Genomic DNA, 25311 nt, shown 5'->3' on the forward strand with positions numbered 1-25311 from the left:
TACAACCAAATGGTTGTAGATCATCTGGATGATGCCGGGATCGACCGCCTGTTCCAGGCGCTCGCGGATCCCACCCGCCGGGACATTGTGCGCCGGGTGACGCTGGGGGGGTACTCGGTGTCGGGCCTCGCTGCGTTGTACGCCATGAGTTTTGCCGCCGTCCAGAAACATGTGGCGGTGCTGGAACGTGCCTCCCTGGTCAGCAAGGAGAAGCGCGGAAGGGAGCAGATCGTGCGGGGGAATCATGATGGATTGCAGAATGTCCGCCGGCTGCTTGATGAATACGAAGCGATCTGGCGGCAGCGTGCCGAGCGGATCGCAGACATCCTCGCGGAAGAACCGAAAAACAATGGAAGGATTCAGCAATGACTGTCATCAGTTCCACCACGAATCCCGAGGCACTCAGCCTGACGCTGGTCACGGAGCTCGATGCCGACGTCGAACGCGTCTGGCAGGTCTGGGAAGACCCGCGCCGGCTTGAACGCTGGTGGGGCCCTCCCGGCTATCCGGCTACCTTCGAAAAGCACGACTTCACGCCCGGGGGCGAGGCCGGCTACTACATGACCACCCCCGAGGGGGAGAAACCCCGCGGCTGGTGGCGTTTCACCAGGATCGAGCGGCCATACCGCCTTGAGCTTGAGGACGGCTTCGCCGACGAGAACGGTGCCCCTGTCGAGGAAATCGGGAGCGGCCACGTCGTCGTCACCCTGGAAGACCTTGGAGGCCGCACCCGGATGACCATCCAGTCCAACTTCGCATCCGAAGAGCAAATGACCACGATGCTCGAGATGGGCATGGAAGAAGGCATGAAGGAAGCAGCCGGGCAGATCGACTCCATCCTGGCCGAGTACTCACGCACCTGAAGCGCAAACGGCGGACGACGACGGCGGGAGGCCCCCGCCGTCGTCGTTAGTCCTTAAGGTCCGCATCATTTAGCTCCGCAGTACCCTGTGGTTATGGACTCCGATGCCAGGGACCCCGACGCCAGGGACTCCGGCGCCAGGCGCCGCCTGGAACGTGCGGCTGAACTCCGGGCGGCGCGCTCCTCCGGCAAGCTCACACCGGAGGAAGCGGCCCATGCCGCTGCGGAAGACGAGCTTCAGGACAAGCGCCGGAAGATCGGCAGCGCCGCGCGGGCCGACTACCTGATCCGCGATGCCATGGCGCAGGGCAAGTTCGACCACCTCAAGTACGCGGGCAAACCCATCCCCGGCCTCGGCGAAAACTACGATCCGGACTGGTGGGTCAAAGGGCTGATCCAGCGTGAGCAGCTCAGCGGCCTGGCCCCGGAGGCGATCCTGCTGCGCAAGGAAGACGCCGGGCTTGATGCGGTGCTCGACGATCAAGCCACCGAGGGCCGGGTCCGGGAGATCCTGGAGGACTTCAACGCCCGGGTGGTCAACGCCCGCCGCCAGCTCCTGGGCGGGCCGCCCGTGGTCACGAAGACCCGGGACATCGCCGTCGAACTTGAACGCTGGCACGCCCGCCGGGCTGCCTCTGCCGCCGCGCACCCGGAACCGCCACCGCCCCGGCCCGCCAGGCCATGGTGGCGGCGGTTCCGGGGCGGCTGAGTGGGTTGCTGAGCGGGGCGCTCTACCGAACCGGGTTGCCCAGTTGGCGCAGGGGCGTCTTGTGGGTTTCGCGGGCCCAGACCGCACCGGCCACCGCCAGCAGCGAGGACGCGGCCACGATCCAGGCTGCCGGGCCCCAGTTGGCCTTCTCGGCGCCCACGAGCGCCGTGCCCAACAGGGGGGTGAAGCCTGCGCAGAGGATGCCGATCTGCAGGCCGATGGCCATGCCCGAGTAGCGGACCTTGACGTTGAAGAGCTCGGAGAACCAGGCCGGGTAGATGGCGTTGGACATCGAGTAGGTTCCCGCGGTGATCAGCGTGCTGGCCAGGAAGATCATGGGGATGTTCCCCGTGGAGATGACCGAGAAGTACACGAAGATCATGGCGCCGGAGCCGAGCACGCCGGCGATGAAGACCGGCCGCCGGCCGAAACGGTCGGAGAGCCAAGCCATCAGTGGCTGCGAGGCAATGGCGATCACGTTGCCCAGGATGCTCACCCACAGCATGGTCGAAGCCGGGACACCCACGGACACCGCATACGCCAGGCCGAAGGACTGCATGAAGGTGTTCGTGACCGTTTCGAAGGACATCAGGGCCACTTGGAAGAACTGCGCCGGGTGGGTCTTGAACATCTTGGCGAAGGGGAGCTTCACCAGTTCGCCGTGGTCGTGCTTCTCTTCGAAGACCTCAGGTTCCTCAAGGGAGCGCCGGACCAGGTAAGCCACCACCAGCACCACCACGGAGAGCCAGAACGGGATGCGCCATCCCCAGGCCAGGCGCTCGGCCTCGCTCATCGCTGCCACGGGCAGGAAGGCCAGGGAAGCCAGCACGATGCCGGCGGAAATGCCGCTCATGGCGAAGCTGGCGAAGAAGCCGCGGCGCCCTTCGGGGGCTTCCTCGGTGGAGAGGGCGGAGGCGCCTGCGGTCTCAGCCCCGGCGGAGAGGCCCTGCATCAGGCGCAGGACCACCAGCAGCGCCGGTGCCCAGTAGCCGGCAGTGGTGAAGTCGGGGAGCACGCCGATCAGGAAGGTGGCCGAACCCATCAGCACGAGGGTCAGCACCAGGGTGTTCTTGCGGCCGATCTTGTCCCCGAGGTGGCCGAACACGACCGCGCCAAACGGGCGGGCAACGTACGCCACGCCGAAAGTGGCGAAGGAGGCGATGAGCGCAACGGTGGGATCGCCCGCCGGGAAGAAGATCCTGGAGAAGACCAGCGAGGCGGCGGTCGCGTAGATGAAGAAGTCGTAGTACTCGAGGGCGCCGCCCAGGAAGGCCGCGAGGGCAGCCTTCCTGGCCCGCTTGAGTTGATACTCGCTGGCCGAGACGGCGGAGCCGCTTGCGAGATTGGTCATTCCGGGGTCCTTCCGCGCTGAAAGACGGGTGTTGGGGTTCTTAATCTGTTCGCATTACGAACGGTTGTACGATATGTGGTTCAGAAAAAGAGTACTCCACGGTGAGCTGACTCACAACAGCACGCGTCGCCGGGGCTGGCCGGCAGGCGCCCGCAGGCCCCTCCAGGGGGTCGCGAAGTTAGCTTCATCACCTCTTTTCGAAAACGGTGAAAACGGGGTTTTCGCGGCTGCATACTTGTCTTGGTTGTTGTGAGATCCGGGTGTTGAGGATGGGGTTCGGCTGATGGAAAAGCTGAAGAATGTGGTGCGGAGCGAGTACTTTCCCGCAGGCGTTGTGCTGGGCGGAGTCCTGCTGTTTTGGACGGTGGGCCTGCTGGGCGGACTGAGCTGGCTGAGCGGAGGCCAGTCGCCCCTGACGGTGCTGTCCTGGATGATCTTCATCTATGCCGCGGTGGTGCTCTCGCCGGTGGCCGTGGCCCTTTCCGTCATGGACATCAGCCGCCGCTACCGCGGAACCCACGACGCCGGAATCACCGAGCCGCTGCTGAAAGCCGCCGCGCCCCTGCTGCGGAACCTTGCCGAACTGCGCCGCATGGCGCTGGCCCGGCTCCAGCGCGAAGACTGACACCGCAGAAACGCCGCTGAATTCCCAGTAGCCCGCCGCCCGCCGGCGTGGGAATCTTAAGCCGTGGCGGAGGGGGAATTGCCGTGACTCCACGGCAGACGGCGCTGGTGCTGGCGGTCACCGCCGGCCTGACCGCCGTCGTGCTGCTTGCCGTCGACTGGTCGCCCCGTGCTCTCCAGGATCCTGCCCGGACCCTCGGGCTGCTCAACGCGCAGGGCGTGGTGCACCTGGGCGGGATCGCAGACAGGGCACCCTTCAGCCTTCTTGAATTCGGGATGTTCCTGGCCGTGGGACTGGGCCTGGTCCTCTCGGGTGTGGCCGCATGGCGGAGCCAGCCCAGCGGCAGGCCGGGATTTCTGCTGGTCCTTGCCGGCTGGCTCTGGCTGGCCGCCGGCCTGCGCCGCTCCAGCGATCCCTTCGCCTTCACTGCCGGGGTGACCCTGACCTTGATGTACCAGCCCCCCTTGCTGCAGCTGGCGCTGAGTTTCCCCGCCGGGAAGCTCAAGACCCGCCTCCAGCAGGGCGCCGTGGTCTTCTTCTTCTCGCTGTGGCTGGCCATCGCCGTGGCCAACTGGGCCTTCTTCGACCCGCGCCTGCATGTTGCCGCGGGAGAATCCACTGCGCGGAACCTGCTCCTGCTGTGGGATGACCTTGCGCTCACCACGGCCATCGGCAACGCCGCCCGCGTGGTGCAGATCTGTGTGGGCCTGGCCATCGTGCTGTTGCTGGCGGTGCGCTGGCACGCCGGCACCCCGGCGTACCGGAGCGCCTTCCTGCCGTTGGGCCTCGCCCTGGCCCTCAAAACCGCTGCAACCGTCTGGGCTGCCGCCGCCGTCGTGCAGTTCTCCGGGCCGCAGGCCTCCGAGGCGCTGCTGTGGCAATACCCCGCGACGGCGGTCATCCCCCTGGCGGTCCTGCTGGGATTGTGGCGCTACCGCTTCGCCCGCGGATCCCTCAGCGAACTCATGGTGGAAATCGGCGCGGCCCCGCTCAGCGACCGGCTTACCGAGGCGCTGCGGAAGACCGTCCGGGACCCGAGCCTGGAGCTGTGGCAGTGGTCCCCGGTCCGGCCGGGTTTCGTCGACGGACACGGCAGGGCCCGCGAACTGCCGGAGGAACACAGCGGACGGGCGGCCATGGTCCTGGAACGCAAGGGCACCCCGGTGGGGGCGCTGGTGTTCGACCAGGCACTCCGCGAGCAGCCCGCATTGCTCGAAGCCGTGCGCAGCGCCACCTCCCTCACCCTGGAGAACCGGAACATGGAAGAGCAATTGCGCGAACAACTGCTCGAAGTGCGCCGCTCCCGTGAACGCATCGTCACTGCCGGGGACGCCCGCCGCCGGCAGCTGGAACGGGACCTTCACGACGGCGCGCAGCAGCGCCTGGTGGCCGTCGCCATGGAACTGGCCCGGGCCAGGCGGCTGGTGGCAGACGCCGATGCCCGGGAACTGATCGGGCACGCCGCCGCGGAACTCAACCTGGCCCTGGGTGAACTGCGGGAGCTCGCCCGCGGTGTCTACCCGCCGTCGCTGCGCGAACGCGGCCTCGCCGGGGCACTCACCGCACTCGCCGAACGCACCGCGGTGCCCATGGAGGTCCGCGTGGAGCTCGCCGCTCCCGTGCCCCCTGCCGTTGAGCTCGCCGCCTACTTCATCTGCGCCGAGGCCGTGACCAACACCGCCAAGCACGCGGAAGCCACCATGATCCGTGCCAGCGCCACCGGCGCCGCGGACCGGTTGACCGTGGTGATCGGGGACAACGGCAGGGGCGGCGCCGCACCCGGGCCCGACGGCGGACTGATGGGCCTCGCGGACCGCGCGGCGGCGCTGGGCGGCACCTTCGACGTCGTCAGCCCGCCGGGTCAAGGAACAACGGTCACGGCGGTACTGCCGTTCGCCCTGGACCCGGCAACGGCCCCCGGGGCACTGCCGGGCGAAGGGAAAGGAGGCCTGCCATGACCTTGAGGGTTGCCATCGCGGACGATTCCGCCTTGCTGCGCAGGGGCCTGGCAGCCCTGCTGGAGGCGGAAGGCATTACGGTGGTCTGCGAAGCGGGCGATGCCGCCGAACTGCTCAGCTGCGTTGAGCGCGAACGGCCGGATGCCGCCGTGGTGGACATCCGGATGCCGCCCGGGTACGCAACGGAAGGGATCGAGGCCGCCAGGGAAATCCGGCGCCGGTATCCGCAAACCGGGGTGCTGCTGCTCTCCCAGTACGTGGAGACGGAAAACGCGATGTCCCTGTTCTCCGGGGGCGCGGAGGGCACCGGTGCCGAGGGTACTGGCCTCGACGGGGCCAAGGGCCTGGGCTACCTGTTAAAGGAGCGCGTCTCCGACGTCGAGGATTTCCTCGATGCCCTGCGGCGGGTGGCCGCCGGCGGCACCGCTGTGGACCCCGAGCTTGTGTCCCGCCTGGTTTCGCGTCCGCAGGAACCCCGGCAGGGTGCGGAGGAACTGAGCGGCCGGGAACTCGAAGTGCTGGAGCTCATGGCCGAGGGCCGCACCAACCAGGCGATCAGCCGCTGCCTGTTCCTCGGCGAACGGACAGTGGAGGCGCATATCCGCAGCATCTTCGTGAAGTTCAACCTGCGTCCCGAACCCGAGGACCACCGCCGTGTCCTGGCCGTGCTGAGCTACCTGCGCTCCGGCGGAGGCCGCCGCTAGCCGCACAGGCGAAAACGCAGCTGGCCGCACACGCGAAACCGGCCCGGCAGAACCGGGCCGGCTTGTCGCCGCATGTTGGGGGCTGAATGGGGACTAGTTCGAGATCGAGAGGACCGCGCTGTTCTGCCAACCGGTGTAGCCCGACCAAACGCCGCCGCTGCCCACCTTGAAGCGGACCTTCTGGTAGACCTCTTCGTAGCCGAGCTCGCCGTCCACCAGGGTGCGGTAGTTGTGGATGGTGGTGCTCGTGCCGGCGCTGAGGTAGCGGCTGAAGTCAGTGCCGCCCAGGTAGTCGTCGCCGTTCGGCCAGGAGTCGTCCTCCCAGCGCTGCTGCTGGATGTAGAGCGAGCGGCTGCTCGTGCAGCTGGCTGTGATGCGGTAGTCGAGGACCTTCACGCCGCTGGTGTTGAAGTGCGAGAAGATCGGCTTCAGCGGTGTGACGGTGCAGGAATAGAGGGTGCTGGCCTGGGCAGGGGTACCGAGGGCCAGGCCGGCTCCGGCAAGGCCGAGGCTGACGGCCAGTACCGAGATGATCCGGGCGCGCTTGGGCTTGGACAGGGTGTTGGTGCGCATTTCTCTCCTGGGGTGTGATGTGAACCGGCCGAGGGGATGTGAACGGGCATCCCGGCCTGAACGGTGTGTTCCGGCCTGCCGGTGATCAGTGGAGGTCCCTCTTGCTGTGCGGGTCCTCCGCTTCGGGCCAGGTTTCCCGGCCCGAAATCAATGGTGCGCCCGGGGGAGGGTGCGGCGCTTCCGTGCTAGCACGTAATTATTCAGGCATTTGGATAAATGTTTCGGGCGCGGTCTCTCGGGGCCCTTCCGGGCCGGCGATCCTGCATGGCTGGTGCCAAAGGGGCCGTCCGTTGCTACGCTCAGGCATGACCCGCATGATCATCATTGGCGCGCCCGGCTCGGGAAAAGGCACCCAGGCCGAATACCTCGCCGCACATTTCGGCGTCCTGCCCATTTCCACCGGTGAAATCTTCCGCACCCACGTACGGGAGCAGACCGAACTCGGCGTCGAGGCCAGCCGGTTCATGGACAGGGGCGAGCTCGTGCCGGACCGGCTCACCGACGCGATGGTCGCGCGTCGCCTGGACGGCGACGACGTCGGGAACGGGTTCCTGCTGGATGGCTACCCGCGCAACCTGGCCCAGCTCGCGGCTCTCGACGCCTTGCTTGCGGGCAAAGGACAGCGCCTTGACGCCGTCGTGCAGCTCGCCGCGGACGACGAGGAACTGGTGCAGCGGCTCCTCAACCGGGCGCAGGAACAGGGCCGCAGCGATGACACCGCCGCGGTGATCCGGCGGCGCCTGGAGCTCTACCGGGAGGAAACGCAGCCGGTGGTTTCGGCGTATTCGGTGCGCGGCATCGTGGTGGAGGTGGACGGCAGCGGCGAGCGGGCGGCCATCACGGACCGGGCGATCGCCGCCGTCGAGGCCTTCCTGGGTACCCGGGGGTGAGCGGCGGCACGGCCCCCGGCGGGCCCGCGGGAATCGAAGACTACGCCATGATCGGCGACCTGCACACCGCGGCGCTCGTCAGCACCGAAGGGTCCATTGACTGGCTGTGCCTGCCGCGTTTCGACTCGCCGGCGTGCTTCGCGGCCCTGTTGGACACTCCCGACGCCGGCCGGTGGCTTCTGGCGCCCGTGGACGGCGGCCGCTGTACCCGCCGCAGCTACCGCCCGGGAACCCTGGTCCTGGTGAGCGAATGGGAGACCGACAAAGGCCACGTGCGCGTCACCGACTTCATGCCGCCGCGCGACGAGGTTGCCGACGTCGTCCGCATTGTCGAGGGGATCCGTGGCAGCGTGCGGATGCGCGGGGAACTGGTCCTTCGCTTCGATTACGGCCATGTGGTGCCGTGGGTGCGGCGGGACCAACAAGGAATCAGGGCTGTTGCCGGTCCGGACTCGGTCTACGTGGAAACCGCGGCGCCGCTCAAGGGCGTGGACATGCGCACCATCAGCGAGTTCACCGTCGGGGAAGGGGAGTCCGTACCGTTCGTCCTGACGTGGGCGCCGAGCCACCAGCCGCGGCCACGGTCCGTTGAACCCGCCGCCGCCCGGTCGGACACCGAACAATTCTGGACCGAGTGGTCCCAACGGTGCGCGGACGCCGGTCCCTACCACGCCGCCGTCGAACGTTCCCTGATCACCCTCAAGGCGCTCAGCTATGCCCCGACCGGCGGAATCGTGGCCGCCCCCACCACCTCGCTTCCGGAACAGCTGGGCGGGCCGCGGAACTGGGACTACCGCTACTGCTGGCTCCGTGACGCCACGCTAACGCTGCAGTCCCTGCTTGCCGCGGGATACACGGAGGAGGCCGCCGCCTGGCGGGACTGGCTGCTGCGCGCAGTGGCCGGCGATCCCGCGGACCTGCAGATCATGTACGGCCTGCACGGCGAACGCCGCCTCCCCGAAAATGCCCTCACCTGGTTGTCCGGCTACCAGGGATCGCTGCCCGTCCGCACAGGCAACGCCGCCGCGGAGCAACTGCAGCTGGATGTGTGGGGCGAGGTGCTGGATTGCCTGTCGCTGACCAGGGCGGGGCTGCTGGACGGCGGCGCCCGGAAAAGGGACGATTCCTGGCCCCTCCAGCTGGCCCTCATGAACCACCTGGAAGAGATCTGGCACCGGCCGGACAACGGGCTGTGGGAAATGCGCGGCCCCAGGCGCCATTTCACGCACTCGAAAGTGATGGCCTGGGTGGCTGCGGACCGCATGGTCAAGGCAATCGGCGACCTTGGATTGCCGGGGCCGCTGGAGCGGTGGGCGGCCCTGCGGGACACGATCCACCGGGAGGTCATGGAGCGGGGTTTCGACGCCGGACGCAACACCTTCGTCCAGGCGTACGGCGGCCGCGAACTGGACGCGAGCCTGCTGCTGATCCCGAAGGTGGGCTTCCTGCCTCACGACGATCCGCGGGTGATCGGCACCATCGAGGCGATCCAGCGCGAGTTGACCGTGGACGGGCTGGTGCTGCGGTACCGCAACGAAGAGAGCGACGACGGCCTGCCGGGCGGTGAAGGCGTGTTCCTCGCCTGTTCCTTCTGGCTGGTGGATGCGCTGCTTGGCGCGGGACGCGCCGGGGAAGCCACCGAACTGTTCGAGCGGCTGCTCTCCCTCCGCAACGACGTGGGATTGCTCAGCGAGGAATGGGATCCGCGGACCCGCCGGCAACTGGGGAACATGCCCCAGGCCTTCAGCCACTTCGCCCTCGTGACGAGCGCCATGCAACTGGACCGCGGCCGGGCGCACCGCAGCAACGTGCCGATCGGAAATGCTCCGGGCACCGGTCCCTCGTCCGGTCCTGCTCTGGCAGAACGGGCCGCAACGGAGAACAATTGAAACCATGGTCAGGTATTCAGCCCTCGAGAAGGCGTCCAGCAAGCACCCCCACGACTGGGGCCGGGCGATGGCCTCGGCCATGACGAAACTCGCGGAGGCGGCACGGATCGACGGGCGGGACCTTGAGCATGACTTCTTCTTCGGGGAGGAACTGCAGCTCAGGATCGACGAAGACAACGACGGCGTCATGGTCAACCTCACCTGGGCTGCGCCTGAGACCGGCGGTGCCCCGGAGGACTCCGCGGCGTAGGCACGCTACGTTTTTCCCTCGTTCAGCTGCCCAGCAGGCTGCGGGTGAGCGCCGCGCTGTCCGCCATGAGCTCTTCCACGGCGCCTTCCAGGTGGGTGTCCGACGGCGCCTGGCCGGCCAGTGCCGCGGCCACCACGGCCCGTCGCACCAGTTCCTTGGCGAACGATGCCGTGGTCCCCGCGGTGAGCGCCGCCGCGGATTCAAGCGCCGCCGTCGAGAAATCCAGGCCGGGGGAGTAGAGCTCCAGGAGCCTTCCGCGCTCGTGTTCGGAGGGCAGCGGGATCTCGACGGCGAGATCCACCCGGCCGGGCCGTTGCGCCAAGGCGCGTTCGAGGGTCTCCACGCGGTTGGTGGTGAGGACGAACGCGACGTCGGCATCACTGTCCAGGCCGTCCATGGCGTCCAGCACCTCGAAAAGCAGGGGCTGCGGGCCATGGCTGAAGTTGCGGTCCTCGGCGATCAAGTCGCAGTCCTCGAGCACCACGATCGAGGGCGCGAGAGCCCTCGCGATCCGTGCCGCTTCGGAAATCCGGGCGAGCGTTCCGCCCGAGAGGAGCACCGACGTCGTTCCCTCGCTTTGGCTCAGCAGGTACCGCACGGTGTGCGTCTTGCCGGTGCCCGGCGGGCCGTATAGCAGCAGCCCCCGTTTGAGGTGCTGGCCATGCTCCTGCAGGACCGACGCCTGGCGGGCGATTCCCAGGGTGTGGTCTTCCACGCGGTCCAGCAGCCCGTCCGGAAGAATGACGTCGCGTTTGGCCAGCTCCGGACGCCGCAGGAAGGTGACCCCACCCATGCTTGGACCGTAGTCGCCCATGGTCAGGGCGATGACCTGGCCCTTGAAGACGCTGTTGCGCTCCAGGCTGCTGCGGATTTCGGCGAGGAAGGCCGCGGCCGTTCCTGCTTCCCCGGCGATGACCTCCAGCGTGGCCGCGTGCCGGCCGTACTGCGGGTTGGCCTCGCGCTGCAGGACCGCCAGCGGTGCGCCGTCGTACCTGAAGAGCCACAGGCCCAGCGCGACCACCTGGCGCTGCTCGTCCGGTCCGATGGCCAGGTTGCTGTAGTCCGGCTGGGCCAGCGGAAAGGACGGGTACATCCGGGAATGCTGGAGGATGTCGCTCAGGGACATGTGGTTGCGCTGGTTTCCGCCGCCGATCCCGAGCAGTCGGTGTCCGGGATCCTCCGCGGCCAGCGACTCCATCAGGATGTCCACGTCCACCAGCCGGTGGGCCTGGATCTCCTCCACCACCACGGACAGCTCCGTGGCGGCCGTCCCCAGATGGTCCGTCAGCGCCAGGGACAGTTGGTTTCCGTCTGGAACCTCTTCCCGCCCGGACTGGGCCAGCTGCACCAGTACGCTGAAGTCCTTGATGAATTTCCCCAAATTTTCATCCATGGACAGAGACCCTAGCAGGGGGCCGGCGGCGCGGCCCCGGGCACGGCGGGGCGGCGCGGAGTCGCCGGAAGCCTGCGGGGTCGCCGGAACGTTGCGGCGACCCCGCAGCGCTCCGGCGACCCCGGCTTTGGGTCGTCAGCAGGTGGGGGCCGGGAGGTCGATTCTCCGCGCGCCTACCTGGTCCGCCGGAACGATCTGTGTGATGGACAGGACCGCTGGCGTGGTGGTGCTCGGGTTGCTCACAAAGTGGGGTCCGACCTCGGTAAACGTGTCGCCGGCGACGAAGGTTTGGGTGGTGCACCCCAGCTGCCGGGTGACCGAGCCGGACTTCACGGTGGCGATGACGATGCCCGGATGTTTGTGCCAGCCGGAGTACGCCCCCACCGCGTAGGTGAGTTCGAAGTCCAGGACGGCGACGTCGCCCTTGGTCTTGAATTCGATGTCATCTTGCTCGGTCTTCTGGCTGCCGTCGATGGTCCCGATGACCGCCGGGCCGGCACTGGTCCCGGAGCCCGGGGTGGCGACGGCAATGCTGCTTGTGGCCAGGGTTGCAACCGCAACGAAAACGGCGGCGGAGGCAGTGGCCCTTGTCCATTTCATGGTGGATCCTCTTCAGACTGCTTGGGGGCAGCCCGGCCCCCAGTGTGATGTTGTTGCGTGGGCAGCCACCCCCAGCCAGGGTTCCCCGCACCACGGGACACTGTCACCCGGACGCCCCTCAGCCCCGGGATCCATCAATTGCTCCTGCCCGGGCACGAGGGATTATGGCCTCGGCCGGCACTTGAGTCAACGGATTGGCCCATTCACCCGAATCGCCGGAAGCCGGGGGGTCGCCGGAAGCCTGCGGAGTCGCCGGAACGTTGCGGCGACCCCGCAGCGTTCCGGCGACTTCGCGCCTTAAGGCTGCCCGACGGCGGGGCGCTGCTACTCTGGCGGGCATGGAATCTTTGGGGGATAACAGTAAGCCGGGCCGGCCGGACAACCAGGCGGGCAGCAAGGCCAGGGCGACGGCCGCCGTCGTACCTTTGGCGGGTCTCGCGGTGGTCATCGCGGGCGGGGTGACCGCCTTACTTGGAGCGAACGAGCCGGTTGATTTCGGCTTTGTCGGGCCGGCACCCGATTTCTTCAGCCTGGCCGGTGCCGCCAGCCTTGGCCCGCTGACGCAGGCAGGCTATGTGATTGCCCTCGTCGGGCTGCTGGTCCTGGCGATGGGGGCGGGGCTCCGCAGGAGTGCCCGGAGCAAAGCGGCCGTCGTCCTACCTTTGCTGGGACTGGCGGTGGTCATCGCGGGCGTGGTGGCCGCCCTGGTCGGCAGGAGCGAGCCGGTCTCGTTCGGCTGGTTCGCCTATGCGCCGCTGTCCAACGAAACGTTCAGCCCCGCAGGCATCGCTTTCCTTGGTCCGATAACCCAAACGGGCTACGTGATCGCTGCCGTCGGGCTGCTGTTGCTGGCATTCTGGGCGGGGCGCCGCCTCGGCCAGTGGCGTTAAATGGAAAGCCCCACCCAACTGACTCGCAGTTGTTGTCGTTTTGACGCTCCAAAACGACATTAACTGCGAGCTAGTTGGGCGGGGGCCCGGAACCTGGACGCCTAGCCCGGCAGCGGTGCGCCGGTGAGCTTGATCTGGCGGTTCTGGTCCTTGTACAGCAGGTAGCGGAACCGGCCGGGGCCGGACGCGTAGCAGGCCTGCGGGCAGAAGGCGCGCAGCCACATGTAGTCGCCGGCTTCCACCTCAACCCAGTCCTTGTTGAGCAGGTACATGGCCTTGCCCTCGAGGACGTACAGGCCATGCTCCATGACGTGGGTCTCCGGGAACGGAATCACGCCGCCCGGCTGGAACGTGACGATGTTGACCTGCATGTCGTGCGCCAGGTCGTCGGAGGGCACGAAGCGCTGGGTGCTCCACACGCCGTCAGTGTCCGGCATGGCCGTCCCTTCGACGTCCTTTTCGTTGGTGACGAAGGACTTGGCCTCGTAGCCTTCCAGGCGGTCGTAGGCCTTTCGGATCCAGTGGAAGGTGGCGATGTCGTCGGAGGTGTTCTCGATGCCCCACTCGTCACCGGCGGCCAGGTAGGCGTAGCCGCCCTCCTCCATGATGTGCTTCTCGCCTTTGAGGTCCAGGTTCAGGGTGCCCTTGACCACGAAGATGACGCCTTCGACGCCGGACTCGAACTCGGCCTTCGGAGCACCGCCGCCGGGTGCAACCTCGACGATGAGCTGGGAGAATGTGGTGGCGAAACCGGAGATCGGACGGGCGATGATCCAGGAACGGGTCTTCGTGAAGCCCGGCAGGAGGCTGGTGACGATGTCCGTCAGCACACCCTTGGGGATCACCGTGTACGCCTCGGTGACGATGGCACGCTCGGTGGTCAGATGGGTCTGCGGCGGCAGGCCGCCGGTGGGGTAGTAGTAGTTGCCCATGAATGAGTCCTCTAGTTCGATGTGGTGGCGAGTCGCGGATGTGCCAGATGGGTCAGCCGGGGGAGTTCGACGCCGGCAAGCGCCAGGACCTCTTCGGTGCCCACCGCGCCGCACTGGACGCCGCGCAGGATGAACGCCGCCAGCGCGCGTGCCGTGGCCGGTTCGTCCATGACGCCGCCCTCGGTGCGTTCGACGTAGTTCCGCAGCCGGGCCGCGGCCGCCGGGAGGCCTTCGCGGTAGAAGGCGTAGGTGGCGGCGAAGCGGCTGGGCAGCTGGTTGGCGTGCAGGTCCCAGCCCTGGTAGTAACCGCGTTCCAGCGAACGGCGGACCAGGCGGCCGTGCAGCTGCCAGGCGTTCTCCACGTTCCCACCCACGGGGATGATGTTCGTGGAACCGTCGGAGAGGCGGATGCCGGTGCCGGCCACGGCCAGTTGCATGACTTCCTTGGCGAAATCGGCCACCGGGTGCTCCATGGACTGGTATTCCGCGGAGATCTGCAGCGACGCCGAGTAGTCGTACGTGCCGTAGTGCAGGCCGCTGATGCGCCCGGGCACCGCGTGCGGCAGCTGCGCCACCGGCGAAGTGCCCTCGGGGCCCAGGATCAGCTGCGGGGTTTCCACCTGAACCTCGAAGCGCAGCCGGCCGGCCGGCAGCGAGTGGATTTCCTCGAGCCGGGAAACCGCGAAGTCCATGGCCTTGACCTGGGCCACCGTGGTGACCTTGGGCAGGGTCAGCACCAGGCCCTCGGGCAGTTCGCCCGCGGAGGCCAGGGTGGAGACGAAGAGGTCCAGGGTCTTCAGGCCGCGGGCCCGGGTGGGCGCCTCGAAGCACTTGAAGCGGATGCCGATGAACGGCGGGGCGGAACCGCCGGCCACGGCTTCACTGACGGCCTGCGCCGCCGCCACGGCGGCCACGTCTTCGGCCTCGTCGCCGCGGTCGCCGTAGCCGTCCTCGAAGTCCAGGCGCAGGTCCTCGATCGGCTCGCTGCGCAGCTTGGCAGCGACCCGGCCGGCGACGGCGGCCGCCAGCCCGGGCTCCTGGCCCAGCAGCACGCCGAGCTTCTCAAGCCCGCCGTGCTGCTCCGCCGTCGCGAGCGCCTGGGCGCCCCATTCGGAAGCGAGCGACGGCGTGAAGCGGTCCGCCGGTACGTACACGGTGTGCACGGGCTGGCGGCTGCCGCTGTCGCCGGGGTAGTTGCGTTCCAGCAGTTCGTCCGTGGCGGCGAGCTGGGAATCGATGGCGGCGAGGTCCGCCGCGTTCAGGGACTGCTTGGCCATCCCTACACCAGCTCGTAAGCGGGGGTGGTGAGGAAGTCCGTGTAGTCCTCGGACAGGCAGATGTCCGCGATCAGGCGGCTGGCCGGTTCGTAGTACTTGGTGAACGATTCGGCATCCACCTCGCCGCGCAGCCGTTCGGTCTCCTCACCCAGGATCCGGGTGACGAGCTCACGGGTGACCGTGTTGCCGGTGTCGGCCAGGACAGACTTGTTGCGGATCTGCTGCCAGACCTGCGAGCGGGAGATTTCCGCGGTGGCGGCGTCTTCCATGAGGTTGTGGATCGCCACGGCGCCGCTGCCGGAGAGCCACACAGCGGTGTAGGCGACGGCGACGTACAGGTTCAGGCGCAGGCCTGCCTCGGTGACTTCGCCGCCGGCGGAGGGCACATCCAGGAGCTGCGCCGCGGTGACCGAGACCTCCGGGCGCTGCTTGTCGAGCTGGTTCGGCTTGCTGCCGAGCACCGAGTCGAAAACTTCCTGACAGGTGGAGACCAGGTCCGGGTGCGCCACCCACGAACCGTCGAAGCCGTCGTTCGCCTCACGGGTCTTGTCTGCGCGGACCTTCTCGAAGGCCTGGGCGGTGACTTCGGGTTCGCGGCGGTTCGGGATGACCGCCGCCATGCCGCCCATGGCGAAGGCGCCGCGCTTGTGGCAGGTCTTGACCAGCAGCTCGGTGTAGGCGCGCATGAACGGCGCGGTCATGACCACGGAGGCGCGGTCCGGCAGGATGAAGGATTCGCCGGCGTCGCGGAAGTACTTCACGATGCTGAACAGGTAGTCCCAGCGGCCGGCGTTCAGGCCGGAGGCGTGGTCGCGCAGCTCGTAGAGGAACTCCTCCATCTGGAACGCGGCAGGGATGGTTTCGATCAGCATGGTGCCGCGGATGCTGCCCTGCGGGATGCCGATGTAGTCCTGGGCGAACACGAAGATGTCGTTCCACAGGCGGGCCTCAAGGTAGCTCTCCATCTTGGGCAGGTAGTAGAACGGACCGTGGCCGTTCAGGAGGAGCTGCTTGGCCGTGTGGAAGAAATGCAGGCCGAAGTCCACCAGCGCGCCCACGGTGGGTTCGCCGTCGAGGAGCAGGTGGCGTTCGTCCATGTGCCAGCCGCGAGGGCGGGTGACAACGACGGCCAGCGGAGCGTCGGTGCGCAGGCGGTATTCCTTGCCCTCGGGGGAAGTGTAGGCCAGGGTGCCGGTGGCGGCGTCGCGCAGGTTCAGGATGGCGTCGATGACATTGGCCCACGTGGGGGTGCTGGCGTCCTCGAGGTCCGCAAGCCAGACCTTGGCGCCGGAGTTGAGGGCGTTGATGGCCATCTTGGCGGGCGAGGCCGGGCCGGTCATTTCCACGCGGCGGTCCTGCAGCGCGGCCGGGGCTTCTGCGACCTTCCAGTCGCCCTCGCGGATCTCCTTCGTTTCGGGAAGGAAGTCGAGCTTGCCGGTGCGGGCAACCTCGTCGCGCTTGGCGGCGCGCGCAGCCAGCAGCTCCGAGCGGGTGCCGGCGAAGCGCTTGTGGAGTTCCTCGACGAAGGCCAGCGCCTTGGGGGTCAGGATTTCTTCGGCACGTTCGACCGGCCGGGGATCGGTGACGGTAAGAGCCATGGTGCGGGTCCTTCCTAGTGTGCGGCGGCCGGAACGGCGGCGGTGGACTGGGCTGCGTTGGACTGAGCAGCGGCGTGCGCGGCGTTGGCAACAGCGGTTGCGACGTCGGCCGTCACGTGCGGGTCGAAAATGCTGGGAATAATGTAGCTCGCATTGAGCTCATCGTCAGCGACCCGCTTGGCGATGGCTTCCGCGGCGGCCACCAGCATGTCCGGGGTGATGTCGCTCGCCCCGGCGTCGAGGAGGCCGCGGAACAGGCCGGGGAAGGCCAGGACATTGTTGATCTGGTTCGGGAAATCGCTGCGGCCCGTTGCCACGACGGCGGCGTGCTTGGACGCGATGGACGGGTCCACCTCGGGAGTGGGGTTGGCCATGGCGAAGACGATGGCGTCATCGGCCATGGAAGCGACCTGCTCTTCGCCCAGGATGTTCGGAGCGGAGACGCCGATGAACACATCCGCGCCCACCAGGGCTTCGTGCAGGGTGCCGGAGAATCCTTCGACATTGGTGTTTTCCGCGATCCAGGTGCGGTGCTGGTCGTTGTAGCTCTCGCCCGCGTGGATTGCGCCGGAGCGGCCCGCGGCGATGATGTGCTGGGCACCCTGGGCCTTGAGGAGCTGGATGATGGCGGAGCCGGCGGCGCCCACGCCGGAGACGACGATCCTGACGTCGGCGATCTTCTTGTCCACCACGCGCAGCGCGTTGACGAGCGCCGCGAGGGTGACGATGGCGGTGCCGTGCTGGTCGTCATGGAAGACGGGGATGTCGAGTTCCTCGCGCAGGCGGGCCTCGATTTCGAAGCAGCGGGGAGCGGCGATGTCCTCGAGGTTCACGCCGCCGAAGACGGGAGCCAGGAGCTTGACGGTGCGGATGATTTCCTCGGTGTCCTGGGTGTCCAGGCAGACCGGCCAGGCGTCCACGTTGGCGAACTGCTTGAAGAGGGCGGCCTTGCCTTCCATGACCGGCAGGGCGGCGGCGGGTCCGATGTTGCCCAGGCCCAGGACGGCGGAGCCATCGGTGACGACGGCGACCGTGTTGCGCTTGACGGTCAGGTTGCGGGCCGCTGCCGGATCCTCGGCGATGGCCAGGCAGACGCGTGCGACGCCGGGGGTGTAGGCGCGGGACAGGTCGTCGCGGTTGCGCAGCGGCACCTTCGGAACCACCTCGAGCTTGCCGCCCAGGTGCATGAGGAAGGTGCGGTCCGAAACGTGCTGGACCGTGACGCCGTCGAGCGCGTTCAGGGCCTTCTTGACCTCTTCGGCGTGCTCCTCGCCGGTGGTGTTGCACGTGACGTCGACGACGATCGTGTCGTGGTGGGACTCGGTGACGTCCAGTGCGGTGACGGCTGCGCCGGCGGCGGCGACTGCCGCTGCGATCTCACTGGTGGCAGTGAAGCTCGACGGCGCGGCGACGCGCAGGGTAATTGAGTTTCCGGGGCCCGGGTTCGCCATTGAATGTCCTCCTGTTGCAGGTCCTTAAGGACCGGTGTGCCTCGCTAGTGCTTTTTCGTATTATGGATATTATTATCTACAAAGTGGAAACACAAGCTTTCCGCCGAAGGTGACCGCATGGGGGTTTGGTGCGGTATCTTGAAGACCTATACAACTTCTTTCACGATGCGGATAAGAGTTGTCGGATTCCGAGCCATAGGAGACAACGGAATGGCCGAAAAGCCCTCGGGAGGCGTGCAGTCCGTCGAGCGCGTCTTCGAACTGCTGGAACTCATCACGGACGCCGGTGGTGACGTCACCCTTAGCGAGCTGTCGTCGTCGACCGACCTTCCGCTGCCCACCATCCACCGCTTGCTGCGCACGCTGGTGGCGCTGGGCTACATCCGGCAGCTTCCCAACCGCCGCTACGCCCTGGGGCCGCGGTTGATCCGCCTCGGCGACGGCGCCAACAAGCAGCTCGGCGCACTGGCGCGCCCGCAGCTGAAGTCCCTGGTGGACCGCCTGGGCGAAACTTCGAACATGGCCGTGCTGGATTCGGACATGGTCATCTACGTGGCGCAGGTTCCCTCGCCGCACTCCATGCGCATGTTCACCGAGGTGGGCCGCCGCGCCCACACCCACGACACCGGCGTGGGCAAGGCGATCCTGGCGCAGCTGGATGATGAGGTGGTCCGCGGGATCGTGGCCCGCACCGGGATGCCCACCCCCACCTCCAAGAGCATCGGCGACATCGACGCCCTGCTGCACGACCTCAAGCTGATCCGCGAACGCGGCTACTCCATCGACGAAGAGGAGCAGGAGCTCGGCGTCCGCTGCTTCGCCATGGCCGTGCCCAACGCCCCGACCCCCACGGCGATCTCCGTCTCCGGCCCGGTCACCCGGGTGGACCAGGGCTTCGGCGAGCGTGCCGTGCCCATGCTGCGCGAGGCGGCCAACGCGATCTCCGTGGAGCTGAACCGCAACTGAGCCCGAAACCGCAGCCAACCCGGCGCGAACGTACAGCTGAGGCCCTGGAATCCGCGGATTCAGGGCCTCAACTGTACGCTCGGTCATGGAATCGGATGCCTAGTCGTCGCTGAGCGAGCCGTCGTTGACGTCCACTCCGTCGGCGTCGAGGTTGATCATGGGTGAGCTCTTCTCCAGGGACCGGAATACCACCAGGCCCAGGCCGCAGCCGATGAACCAGCTGTAGTTGCCCAGCCAGGTGGCATCCACCGTGGTGGCGCCGGTGTCGAGGAGCAGCTTGGGAATGATGACCGAGGCGATGGACACGGCGCCGCTGATGGCCACGGCCTTGAGGGCGTTGGGGTTGTAACCGTTCCTGAACCAGTACTTGCCGCCCGGATCCATGGTGTACATCTCGTCCACCCAGACCTTCTGCCGGCTGACCAGGTAGTACCCGGCGATCAGGATGCCGAAGAGCGGGCCGATCAGTGCGCCGAGGATGCCCAGGGAGTAGTGGATGGCGGTGGCGTTGCTGTACCAGTTCCACGGCAGCAGGATCACGGAGCCGACGGCGGCGATCATGCCGCCCGTGCGCCAGCTGATCCGGTGCGGGGCAACGTTGGAGAAGTCGAACGCCGGCGAGATGAAGTTGGCCACGATGTTGATGCCCACCGTGGCGGTGACGAAGGTCAGGCCGCCCAGCAGGATCGCGAACGGGGTGTCGATCCGCTCCACCGTGTGGATGGGGTCCGTGATGAGCTCGCCGAACACCGGTACGGTGGCCGACGCCGTGATGACGGTGAGGAGCGAAAAGAACAGGAAGTTGACCGGCAGGCCGAGCAGGTTGCCCTTCTTCACGGCCTTGAAGGACTTGCCGTAACGGGCGAAATCGCCGAAGTTCAGCATGGGGCCGGAGAAATAGGACACCACGATCGCGATCGCGCTGAGCATCACCGGAATGGAGGCCCAGAAGTCCAGCGGCTCGCCCGCCGCCAGGTCAAGGCTGATTTTGTCCCAGCCGGCCTGGGAGACCAGGTAGATCGCCAGGATGATCATGACGACGTACACCGCGGGTCCGGCGAAGTCGATGAACTTGCGGATGGTCTCCATGCCGTTCCAGAAGACGGCGGCCTGCGCCACCCAGAGGATCGCGTAGGAAATCCAGCCCAGGGCGGACAAGCCCAGGAAGGAGTAGTCCGTGGCCAGGGCGTGGGTGGCGGGGATGAACTTCAGGAAAATGATGTTCAGCGACTCCGCGGCGAGGAAGGTCTGCACGCCGTACCAGGCGATGGCGATCAGGCCGCGGATGATTGCCGGGATGTTGGCGCCCTTGACGCCGAAGATCGCGCGGTTGATCACGGGGTAGGGGACGCCGGTCTTCTGGCTCGGTTTGGCCACCAGGTTCGTGAAGACCTGCACGATCACGATGCCGATGATCAGCGACAGGAGCACCTGCCAGCTCGCGATGCCCAGGGCGAAGAGGCTGCCGGCGGTGACGTAGCCGCCCACGCTGTGCACGTCGGACATCCAGAAAGCGAAAATGTTGTAGGCGCCCCAGCCCTGTTTCTCCAGGGGGACGAGGTCCTCGTTGGCGAGGCGGTGGTCATACCCGTGCTTGACGGCGCCGGCGCCGGTGCCGGCCGCGGTCTCAAGTTCAGCCATGTTGTTCCTCCGGTAAGTTCGCGGCCGGATCGGCCGTTTCATGAACCCAAGTTTGTGGAACGGATGTTACATAGCTGTTTCTGCTGGAAGAAGACCCTGTGTATTACGCGCCGAATGTGACTCGGGTCACTCTTCCAGTTCGCCGAGGGCGCTGAAGAGTCCGGTGGCCTCGCGGATCCGGTCCCGGCCGGCCTTGGCACGGACCGCCAGCACCCCGTTGGCGAGAACGCTCATGAGGCTCATGGCCGAGGCGTAGCTGTCGAAGGCCGAGACGCTGTCCACCGGGCACTCAAGCCAGATATCGGCCTTGGCCGCGAAACGGCGGGCGCTCGGATCGCCGATCAGCACGGTGGTGGAGCCGCCCGCGGCAGCCGCCTCGAGGACGGCCGCGAAAGCCGCCGGCCGCCGTCGGAATCCCAGCAACAGTACGACGTCGCCCGCGCCGTACCCTGCCAGTTCCTCGCCGATGCTTTGGCCCGGCTGCGGGGCGGCGGCGACGTTTCCGCGGCACTGAAGCAGCTGCTGTCGCAGGTGCAGCGCGAGCGGAAAGCTGTTGCGGAAGCCGATCAGCAGCAGCTGCCCGGCGGAGGCCAGCGCCTCCGTGGCGGCGGTGAGCTGGCCGGCGTCGAGCTGTTCGAAGGTGCGGCGCAGGTTGTCCAGCTCATACGCCAGGTGCGCGGCGAGGTCGCCCTCCTCGTGGGCGGCCACCGGGACCCCGCTCGCGCGCAGCGTCCGGGTGTGTTCCTTGACCTCGTTGAAGTCGGCGAAGCCGAGGCGGCGGAAAAGCCTGCTCATCGTGGCCTTGGAGACGCCGCTCAGGCGGGAGAGTTCGGCGGCGTTGTACACGGCGAGGTCGCCCAGGTGGTCCAGGAGGGTGTCTGCGGCCTTCTGCTCCTGCGGCCCCAGCTCCGGATAATGGTGTCCGATGCGCTCGTCGATCCTCATGAAACAACCGTCTCACGAAGCGAGCCGCCGGACACCTTGGTGTCCGGCGGCTCTTACCATTCAAAAATGAAGCGTCGTCGTTGAAACCTCCTAATGGCCGGCAGATGTTTTGATGGGGACCTCGTTGCCGTCGCAGTCGATCAGCTTGCCGTTTTCGAAGCGGTCGCCTTCTGCGAGGCATGCGAGGTCGGCTTCGGTGACCACGCGGTTCGTTCCGGCCACGAACACCGACTGGTTGTCCGAATTGCCCTTCTTGAAGTGGTTGAAGAGCACGTTCAGCAGGATGGCCATGACGGCCGCCGAGCTGATGCCGGAGTGGAAGATGGTGGAGAACCAGGACGGGAACTGGTCGTAGAACTTGGGGGCGGCGATCGGGATCATGCCGAAGCCGATGGACGCCGCCACCACGATCAGGTTCATGTTGTTGCGGTATTCCACCTTGGCCAGGGTGCGGATGCCGCTGGCGGCCACGGTGCCGAAGAGGACGACGCCGGCGCCGCCCAGGACGGGGGTCGGAACCGCGGCGACCACGCGGCCGAGGACGGGCAGGAGGCCCAGGATCACCAGGATGAGGCCGCCGGCACTGACCACGAAGCGGCTTTTGACGCCGGTGATGGCCACGAGTCCGACGTTCTGCGCGAAGGCGCTCTGGGTGAAGGAGTTGAAGACCGGGGAAATGGCGCTGGAGAGCATGTCCGCGCGCAGGCCGTTGCCGATGCGCTTGGAGTCCACCTTGGTGTCCACGATTTCACCGACGGCGATGATGTCCGCCGAGGTTTCGGTCAGGGTGACCAGGATGACGATCAGCATCGAGACGATGGCGGCGATCTCGAAGGTGGGCGGGCCGAAGGCGAAGGGGGTGGGGAAGGCGACGATCTCGCCCTGGCCCACCTTGGAGAAGTCGGCCATGCCGGTGACCGCGGCGATGACGGTGCCGATGATCATGGCCAGCAGGATGGACAGGCGCGAGATGGCGGCGTTGCCTACTTTGCTTAGCAGCAGGACGACGGCGGTGGTGGCGGCGGCGAGGCCGATGTTCGCCACGCTGCCGTAGTTCTCGGCCTTGGCGTTGCCGCCCATGGCCCAGTTGGCGGCCACGGGCATCAGGGTCAGGCCGATGGTGGTGATCACGGTGCCGGTGACCACGGGCGGGAAGAATTTGATGATTTTCGCGAAGAGCGGGGTGATGGCCAGGCCGATCAGGGAGGCGACAATCACGGAACCGAAGACCGCCTGGATGCCGCCGCTGCCGTTGACGATCGCCACCATGGTGGACACGCCGGCGAAGGAGACGCCCTGGACGAGCGGGAGCTGGGATCCGAAGAAGGGGATGCCCACGGTCTGCAGGATGGTGGCGAGCCCGCCGACGAAGAGGCAGGCGGCGATCAGCAGGCCGATGTCCTGCGAAGACATGCCGGCGGCCGCGCCGATGATCAGGGGCGGGGCGATGATTCCGCCGTACATGGTCAGGACGTGCTGGAATCCGTAGGCGAAGGAGCTGCCGATTGACAGGCGTTGGTCTTCGGGCCGGGTGCTGGCATTCCCTGTGGGACGGGTTTTCTTCTTGGTGTTCATGGCAGACTTCCTGATTTGGGGCAGACACCTTTGTCTGGCTGATATGTCTGGCTAACAATCCGGGCCGAAGAACGGCTTGTGGGCGGGGGCCTGTTCGGGCACTGATCGGCAGGGCCGGGGCCTATTGGGGTATGGCTGAGTTCCGGGGCGGCCGGGGCCAGGCGATGTTCAGCCCTGGCTCCGGCGCCCCGGTCTTTTGATGAGCGGCTTAGCAGAAGCCGGCGATGCCGTCCCAGGCGTTGCCCGGGTCGGAGATGAGGTCGCGCTCGAAGTTGGCTTCGATCAGGCCGTATGGGCGGTCCGCGGCGAAGAATACTTCGTTCGGGTTGTCCAGGCCGAAGGGGCTCAGGTCCACCACGAAGTGGTGCTTGTTCGGGGTGGAGAAGCGCAGTTCGTCGATCTCCGGGTGGGCGTCCAGTACCTTCTGGGCCATCTGGTAGAGGGTCTCCTGCAGGGCCTTGGAATACTGCTCGGAGAAGCCTTCCAGCAGGAGCGCCTTCACGGATTCGTAGGCGGCGTTGTAATCGATCCTGCCTTCGGCGACGGCGTCGTTGTTGTAGCGCCAGCGGGCCGAGACTGCGGTGGCCAAGATGCGGTCCGAGGTTTCCTGCAGGGTAGTGTATTTGTCCTTCGGGTAGCCCTCGAAGCCGGACTGGGTGGACTTGAGGACCGTGAGGTCGCTCAGGCCGGAGATGACGTAGGTGGAATCGCCTTCGCGGACCACCACGGCGTTGCGGACTTCCTGGCCCTTGCGGACGAAGGAGTGGTCGTGCTCCTTGCCGTTGGCGATGATCCGCTCCCAGGCGTACTGCTCGGCTTCCCAGCGGCCGCCGGTCACCCAGTCGAATTCGCTGGTGAAGTGCTTGGCCAGGCGGAGCAGGAACTCCTCCGGGGAGCCGATGCCGTCGCGGGCGAAGGCGTAGACGGTGTTCTTCTGGGTGTCTGTGGGAACCACGCGGCCGTTGTCGCCCTCGAAGTGGGCGGCGCTGAAGTCGCCGCGGAGCTGGGAAGTGACGTTGAGGTCTTCGATCTCGTGGCGGTCGGTGTCGCGGGTGATCTTGACGACGCGATTTTCCGCCTTGCCGTACTGGTTCTTGCCGAGGACGATCTTGCTGCTCATGGTCTGTCTCAACTTTCCTGGTGGGCGGAGCCCGTCCACCGTGTGGTGTCGTGCGCCGTGCGGCGCCTGTTTTGGCGGACGCCGGCAACAAAAAAGAGCCGGCATCCATCGATGCCAGCTCATTACGACCCTGCCTGCTGCTCCCAGGTTTCGTGACCTGAGTCACGAGTTGCTGAAAAGACTAGCGCGGGTTTCGGACCTTGTGAAGAGGTCCACGCAATCAGCGGCAATTTTCCGAATGTGACCGGCCGGCACGGATCCGGCCGGGTCCGGCTCTTGACGGGCCACGGGAACCTGTTTACGATTTCCACATAACAATAAAAGTTTTCCGAAATACGGAAACGATGGACTGCGAACGAGGAGGAACAGATGGACCAGCAGGAGAATAAGAACGTCGTGGAATTTCCGGCTCCCGGCCAGGAGCTGTACCTGCCGTTCGGCTCCACGGACCCGGACTTCTACATTCCGGCCGACTGCGACCGCACCAAAGGCGGGTTCTCCCGGTGGCTGCGTGCGCTCCCGGTGTTCGGCCGGCAACGTCCCTGAGATCCTGCCTTAGGAGACGTACGGACTCTGCGCAACAGAGCCATCAAGCGGGCGGTACCTGGGGAGGTGCCGCCCGCTTTTCCGTGCCCGGAAGCCCGGCCGGTGCCGGGTGTGCCGGCTCAACGGCGTCCGGTCTCGAGGACCCGCTTGAGGTTGCTGAGAAAGCCCTCGTTACGCCTGCGCATCATTCCACCGGTAAACGGCGCCATGATCCTGAGCATCCCGTGTGGCTCCATGTCGAGGCGGCGGGTGATCCGCGAGCCGCCGCCGTCGGGCTCCACCGTGAGCGTCAGCACCGGCTCGAACTTGCCCATCCGCTCCGTGAGCACGACCCGACGCGGGGGTTCGTACGCCGTGATTGTGCCCGTCCCTTCGGACAGTCCCATGAACGGCTTGAACTTTGCCCGGAAGGCGGTACCGGTGGCGAGCGGTCCTGGCGCCTCGTATTCCGCCTCGAGGACGTCGGTGTGCCATTGCGGGTCGTTGCGTATGTCGGACACGAACGCGAACACTTCCTCCGTGGGTCGGCCGATCCACTCGCTGCTCTCAATGCTGATCATCACTCC

At 66.9% G+C, this 25311-nt stretch carries 25 protein-coding genes; 12 read left to right on the forward strand and 13 right to left on the reverse strand.

The window, feature by feature from the left end:
* Positions 1-9: 9 nt before the first annotated feature.
* The 3 genes from BLP88_RS03040 to BLP88_RS03050 all read left to right on the forward strand — a co-directional run bounded on the left by BLP88_RS03040 (position 10) and on the right by BLP88_RS03050 (position 1571).
* Positions 10-369 carry an ArsR/SmtB family transcription factor gene (locus BLP88_RS03040; protein WP_074586807.1) on the forward strand — a complete coding sequence of 120 codons (360 nt, stop codon included), beginning with the start codon at positions 10-12 and terminating at the stop codon, positions 367-369.
* Positions 366-863: an SRPBCC family protein gene (locus BLP88_RS03045; protein ID WP_074586808.1), complete on the forward strand. Its 498-nt coding sequence runs from the start codon at positions 366-368 to the stop codon at positions 861-863. The genes BLP88_RS03040 and BLP88_RS03045 overlap by 4 nt, the downstream gene beginning before the upstream one ends.
* Before the next feature lie 93 nt (positions 864-956).
* Positions 957-1571: a DnaJ family domain-containing protein gene (locus BLP88_RS03050; RefSeq protein WP_074586809.1), complete on the forward strand. Its 615-nt coding sequence runs from the start codon at positions 957-959 to the stop codon at positions 1569-1571.
* A gap of 22 nt (positions 1572-1593) precedes the next feature.
* On the opposite strand, the gene BLP88_RS03055 is transcribed toward BLP88_RS03050, so the two are convergent.
* Positions 1594-2922, reverse strand: a complete 1329-nt coding sequence (locus BLP88_RS03055) for an MFS transporter (RefSeq protein ID WP_074586811.1) — start codon at positions 2920-2922, stop codon at positions 1594-1596.
* Between the two features lie 283 nt (positions 2923-3205).
* Between BLP88_RS03055 and BLP88_RS03060 the strand changes: the two genes are divergently transcribed.
* The 3 genes from BLP88_RS03060 to BLP88_RS03070 all read left to right on the forward strand — a co-directional run bounded on the left by BLP88_RS03060 (position 3206) and on the right by BLP88_RS03070 (position 6209).
* Positions 3206-3547 (forward strand): hypothetical protein, encoded by a 342-nt coding sequence (locus tag BLP88_RS03060; RefSeq protein ID WP_074586812.1) that lies wholly within the window; start codon positions 3206-3208, stop codon positions 3545-3547.
* A gap of 83 nt (positions 3548-3630) precedes the next feature.
* On the forward strand, positions 3631-5505 hold the full coding sequence (locus BLP88_RS03065) for a histidine kinase (RefSeq protein WP_139163284.1): 1875 nt from the start codon (positions 3631-3633) through the stop codon (positions 5503-5505).
* On the forward strand, positions 5502-6209 hold the full coding sequence (locus BLP88_RS03070) for a response regulator transcription factor (protein WP_074586815.1): 708 nt from the start codon (positions 5502-5504) through the stop codon (positions 6207-6209). Before BLP88_RS03065 ends, BLP88_RS03070 begins: the two co-directional genes overlap by 4 nt.
* Positions 6210-6302: 93 nt before the next feature.
* Here BLP88_RS03070 and BLP88_RS03075 read toward each other — a convergent pair whose 3' ends face one another.
* A complete protein-coding gene (locus BLP88_RS03075) occupies positions 6303-6782 on the reverse strand; it encodes a hypothetical protein (protein ID WP_074586816.1) in 480 nt (159 codons plus the stop codon).
* Between the two features lie 305 nt (positions 6783-7087).
* Here BLP88_RS03075 and BLP88_RS03080 point away from each other — a divergent pair, with 305 nt between their 5' ends.
* Genes BLP88_RS03080 through BLP88_RS03090 form a run of 3 tightly spaced genes read left to right on the forward strand, consistent with a single transcriptional unit; the run spans position 7088 to position 9811 of the window.
* Entirely contained in the window at positions 7088-7672 is a 585-nt protein-coding gene (locus tag BLP88_RS03080) for an adenylate kinase (RefSeq protein WP_074586818.1), read from the forward strand.
* Positions 7669-9561 (forward strand): glycoside hydrolase family 15 protein, encoded by a 1893-nt coding sequence (locus BLP88_RS03085; RefSeq protein ID WP_281186782.1) that lies wholly within the window; start codon positions 7669-7671, stop codon positions 9559-9561. The genes BLP88_RS03080 and BLP88_RS03085 overlap by 4 nt, the downstream gene beginning before the upstream one ends.
* A gap of 4 nt (positions 9562-9565) precedes the next feature.
* Positions 9566-9811, forward strand: coding sequence for a hypothetical protein (locus tag BLP88_RS03090; protein ID WP_074586820.1), 246 nt, complete (start codon positions 9566-9568; stop codon positions 9809-9811).
* Positions 9812-9833: 22 nt separating this feature from the next.
* Here BLP88_RS03090 and BLP88_RS03095 read toward each other — a convergent pair whose 3' ends face one another.
* Positions 9834-11204 carry an ATP-binding protein gene (locus tag BLP88_RS03095; protein ID WP_074586822.1) on the reverse strand — a complete coding sequence of 457 codons (1371 nt, stop codon included), beginning with the start codon at positions 11202-11204 and terminating at the stop codon, positions 9834-9836.
* Positions 11205-11339: 135 nt separating this feature from the next.
* Positions 11340-11804 (reverse strand): cupin domain-containing protein, encoded by a 465-nt coding sequence (locus tag BLP88_RS03100; RefSeq protein WP_074586824.1) that lies wholly within the window; start codon positions 11802-11804, stop codon positions 11340-11342.
* 338 nt (positions 11805-12142) lie between these two features.
* Here BLP88_RS03100 and BLP88_RS19065 point away from each other — a divergent pair, with 338 nt between their 5' ends.
* A complete protein-coding gene (locus BLP88_RS19065; RefSeq protein ID WP_245679750.1) occupies positions 12143-12694 on the forward strand; it encodes a hypothetical protein in 552 nt (183 codons plus the stop codon).
* Between the two features lie 101 nt (positions 12695-12795).
* On the opposite strand, the gene BLP88_RS03110 is transcribed toward BLP88_RS19065, so the two are convergent.
* The 4 genes from BLP88_RS03110 to BLP88_RS03125 are packed head-to-tail and all read right to left on the reverse strand — an operon-like array spanning position 12796 to position 17952.
* Positions 12796-13626, reverse strand: coding sequence for a bifunctional allantoicase/(S)-ureidoglycine aminohydrolase (locus tag BLP88_RS03110; RefSeq protein WP_074586826.1), 831 nt, complete (start codon positions 13624-13626; stop codon positions 12796-12798).
* An 11-nt stretch (positions 13627-13637) separates the two neighbouring features.
* A complete protein-coding gene (locus BLP88_RS03115) occupies positions 13638-14903 on the reverse strand; it encodes a DUF6986 family protein (RefSeq protein WP_074586827.1) in 1266 nt (421 codons plus the stop codon).
* A gap of 2 nt (positions 14904-14905) precedes the next feature.
* Positions 14906-16501 carry a malate synthase A gene (aceB, locus tag BLP88_RS03120; protein ID WP_074586828.1) on the reverse strand — a complete coding sequence of 532 codons (1596 nt, stop codon included), beginning with the start codon at positions 16499-16501 and terminating at the stop codon, positions 14906-14908.
* 14 nt (positions 16502-16515) lie between these two features.
* On the reverse strand, positions 16516-17952 hold the full coding sequence (locus BLP88_RS03125) for an NAD-dependent malic enzyme (protein WP_074586830.1): 1437 nt from the start codon (positions 17950-17952) through the stop codon (positions 16516-16518).
* A 210-nt stretch (positions 17953-18162) separates the two neighbouring features.
* On the opposite strand from BLP88_RS03125, the gene BLP88_RS03130 reads away from it, so the two are divergent.
* Positions 18163-18918 (forward strand): IclR family transcriptional regulator, encoded by a 756-nt coding sequence (locus BLP88_RS03130; RefSeq protein WP_074586832.1) that lies wholly within the window; start codon positions 18163-18165, stop codon positions 18916-18918.
* Between the two features lie 99 nt (positions 18919-19017).
* Here the strand turns inward: BLP88_RS03130 and BLP88_RS03135 are convergent, their stop codons facing one another.
* From BLP88_RS03135 to pucL, 4 genes are all read right to left on the reverse strand, one after another.
* Positions 19018-20559, reverse strand: a complete 1542-nt coding sequence (locus BLP88_RS03135) for an NCS1 family nucleobase:cation symporter-1 (protein ID WP_074586834.1) — start codon at positions 20557-20559, stop codon at positions 19018-19020.
* A 126-nt stretch (positions 20560-20685) separates the two neighbouring features.
* Entirely contained in the window at positions 20686-21504 is an 819-nt protein-coding gene (locus tag BLP88_RS03140; RefSeq protein WP_074586836.1) for a MurR/RpiR family transcriptional regulator, read from the reverse strand.
* Between the two features lie 90 nt (positions 21505-21594).
* Entirely contained in the window at positions 21595-23079 is a 1485-nt protein-coding gene (locus tag BLP88_RS03145) for a nucleobase:cation symporter-2 family protein (protein ID WP_074586838.1), read from the reverse strand.
* 208 nt (positions 23080-23287) lie between these two features.
* The gene (pucL, locus tag BLP88_RS03150; protein WP_074586840.1) at positions 23288-24199 is read right to left on the reverse strand and encodes a factor-independent urate hydroxylase; all 912 of its coding nucleotides are present in this window, start codon (positions 24197-24199) and stop codon (positions 23288-23290) included.
* A 369-nt stretch (positions 24200-24568) separates the two neighbouring features.
* Between pucL and BLP88_RS18895 the strand changes: the two genes are divergently transcribed.
* Positions 24569-24745 (forward strand): hypothetical protein, encoded by a 177-nt coding sequence (locus tag BLP88_RS18895; protein ID WP_162943758.1) that lies wholly within the window; start codon positions 24569-24571, stop codon positions 24743-24745.
* A gap of 119 nt (positions 24746-24864) precedes the next feature.
* Here BLP88_RS18895 and BLP88_RS03155 read toward each other — a convergent pair whose 3' ends face one another.
* Positions 24865-25305: an SRPBCC family protein gene (locus BLP88_RS03155; RefSeq protein WP_074586842.1), complete on the reverse strand. Its 441-nt coding sequence runs from the start codon at positions 25303-25305 to the stop codon at positions 24865-24867.
* Positions 25306-25311 lie beyond the last annotated feature (6 nt).

Source organism: Arthrobacter cupressi (genome assembly GCF_900099975.1).
In the GTDB taxonomy this organism is placed as follows: Bacteria; Actinomycetota; Actinomycetes; order Actinomycetales; family Micrococcaceae; genus Arthrobacter; species Arthrobacter cupressi.

Coding starts and splice junctions, on each gene's coding strand:
- BLP88_RS03040 (WP_074586807.1), top strand. CDS start 10: ATGGTTGTAGATCATCTGGATGATGCCGGGATCGACCGCCTGTTCCAG.
- BLP88_RS03045 (WP_074586808.1), top strand. CDS start 366: ATGACTGTCATCAGTTCCACCACGAATCCCGAGGCACTCAGCCTGACG.
- BLP88_RS03050 (WP_074586809.1), top strand. CDS start 957: ATGGACTCCGATGCCAGGGACCCCGACGCCAGGGACTCCGGCGCCAGG.
- BLP88_RS03055 (WP_074586811.1), bottom strand. CDS start 2,922: ATGACCAATCTCGCAAGCGGCTCCGCCGTCTCGGCCAGCGAGTATCAA.
- BLP88_RS03060 (WP_074586812.1), top strand. CDS start 3,206: ATGGAAAAGCTGAAGAATGTGGTGCGGAGCGAGTACTTTCCCGCAGGC.
- BLP88_RS03070 (WP_074586815.1), top strand. CDS start 5,502: ATGACCTTGAGGGTTGCCATCGCGGACGATTCCGCCTTGCTGCGCAGG.
- BLP88_RS03075 (WP_074586816.1), bottom strand. CDS start 6,782: ATGCGCACCAACACCCTGTCCAAGCCCAAGCGCGCCCGGATCATCTCG.
- BLP88_RS03080 (WP_074586818.1), top strand. CDS start 7,088: ATGACCCGCATGATCATCATTGGCGCGCCCGGCTCGGGAAAAGGCACC.
- BLP88_RS03090 (WP_074586820.1), top strand. CDS start 9,566: ATGGTCAGGTATTCAGCCCTCGAGAAGGCGTCCAGCAAGCACCCCCAC.
- BLP88_RS03095 (WP_074586822.1), bottom strand. CDS start 11,204: ATGGATGAAAATTTGGGGAAATTCATCAAGGACTTCAGCGTACTGGTG.
- BLP88_RS03100 (WP_074586824.1), bottom strand. CDS start 11,804: ATGAAATGGACAAGGGCCACTGCCTCCGCCGCCGTTTTCGTTGCGGTT.
- BLP88_RS19065 (WP_245679750.1), top strand. CDS start 12,143: ATGGAATCTTTGGGGGATAACAGTAAGCCGGGCCGGCCGGACAACCAG.
- BLP88_RS03110 (WP_074586826.1), bottom strand. CDS start 13,626: ATGGGCAACTACTACTACCCCACCGGCGGCCTGCCGCCGCAGACCCAT.
- BLP88_RS03115 (WP_074586827.1), bottom strand. CDS start 14,903: ATGGCCAAGCAGTCCCTGAACGCGGCGGACCTCGCCGCCATCGATTCC.
- aceB (WP_074586828.1), bottom strand. CDS start 16,501: ATGGCTCTTACCGTCACCGATCCCCGGCCGGTCGAACGTGCCGAAGAA.
- BLP88_RS03125 (WP_074586830.1), bottom strand. CDS start 17,952: ATGGCGAACCCGGGCCCCGGAAACTCAATTACCCTGCGCGTCGCCGCG.
- BLP88_RS03130 (WP_074586832.1), top strand. CDS start 18,163: ATGGCCGAAAAGCCCTCGGGAGGCGTGCAGTCCGTCGAGCGCGTCTTC.
- BLP88_RS03135 (WP_074586834.1), bottom strand. CDS start 20,559: ATGGCTGAACTTGAGACCGCGGCCGGCACCGGCGCCGGCGCCGTCAAG.
- BLP88_RS03140 (WP_074586836.1), bottom strand. CDS start 21,504: ATGAGGATCGACGAGCGCATCGGACACCATTATCCGGAGCTGGGGCCG.
- BLP88_RS03145 (WP_074586838.1), bottom strand. CDS start 23,079: ATGAACACCAAGAAGAAAACCCGTCCCACAGGGAATGCCAGCACCCGG.
- pucL (WP_074586840.1), bottom strand. CDS start 24,199: ATGAGCAGCAAGATCGTCCTCGGCAAGAACCAGTACGGCAAGGCGGAA.
- BLP88_RS18895 (WP_162943758.1), top strand. CDS start 24,569: ATGGACCAGCAGGAGAATAAGAACGTCGTGGAATTTCCGGCTCCCGGC.
- BLP88_RS03155 (WP_074586842.1), bottom strand. CDS start 25,305: ATGATCAGCATTGAGAGCAGCGAGTGGATCGGCCGACCCACGGAGGAA.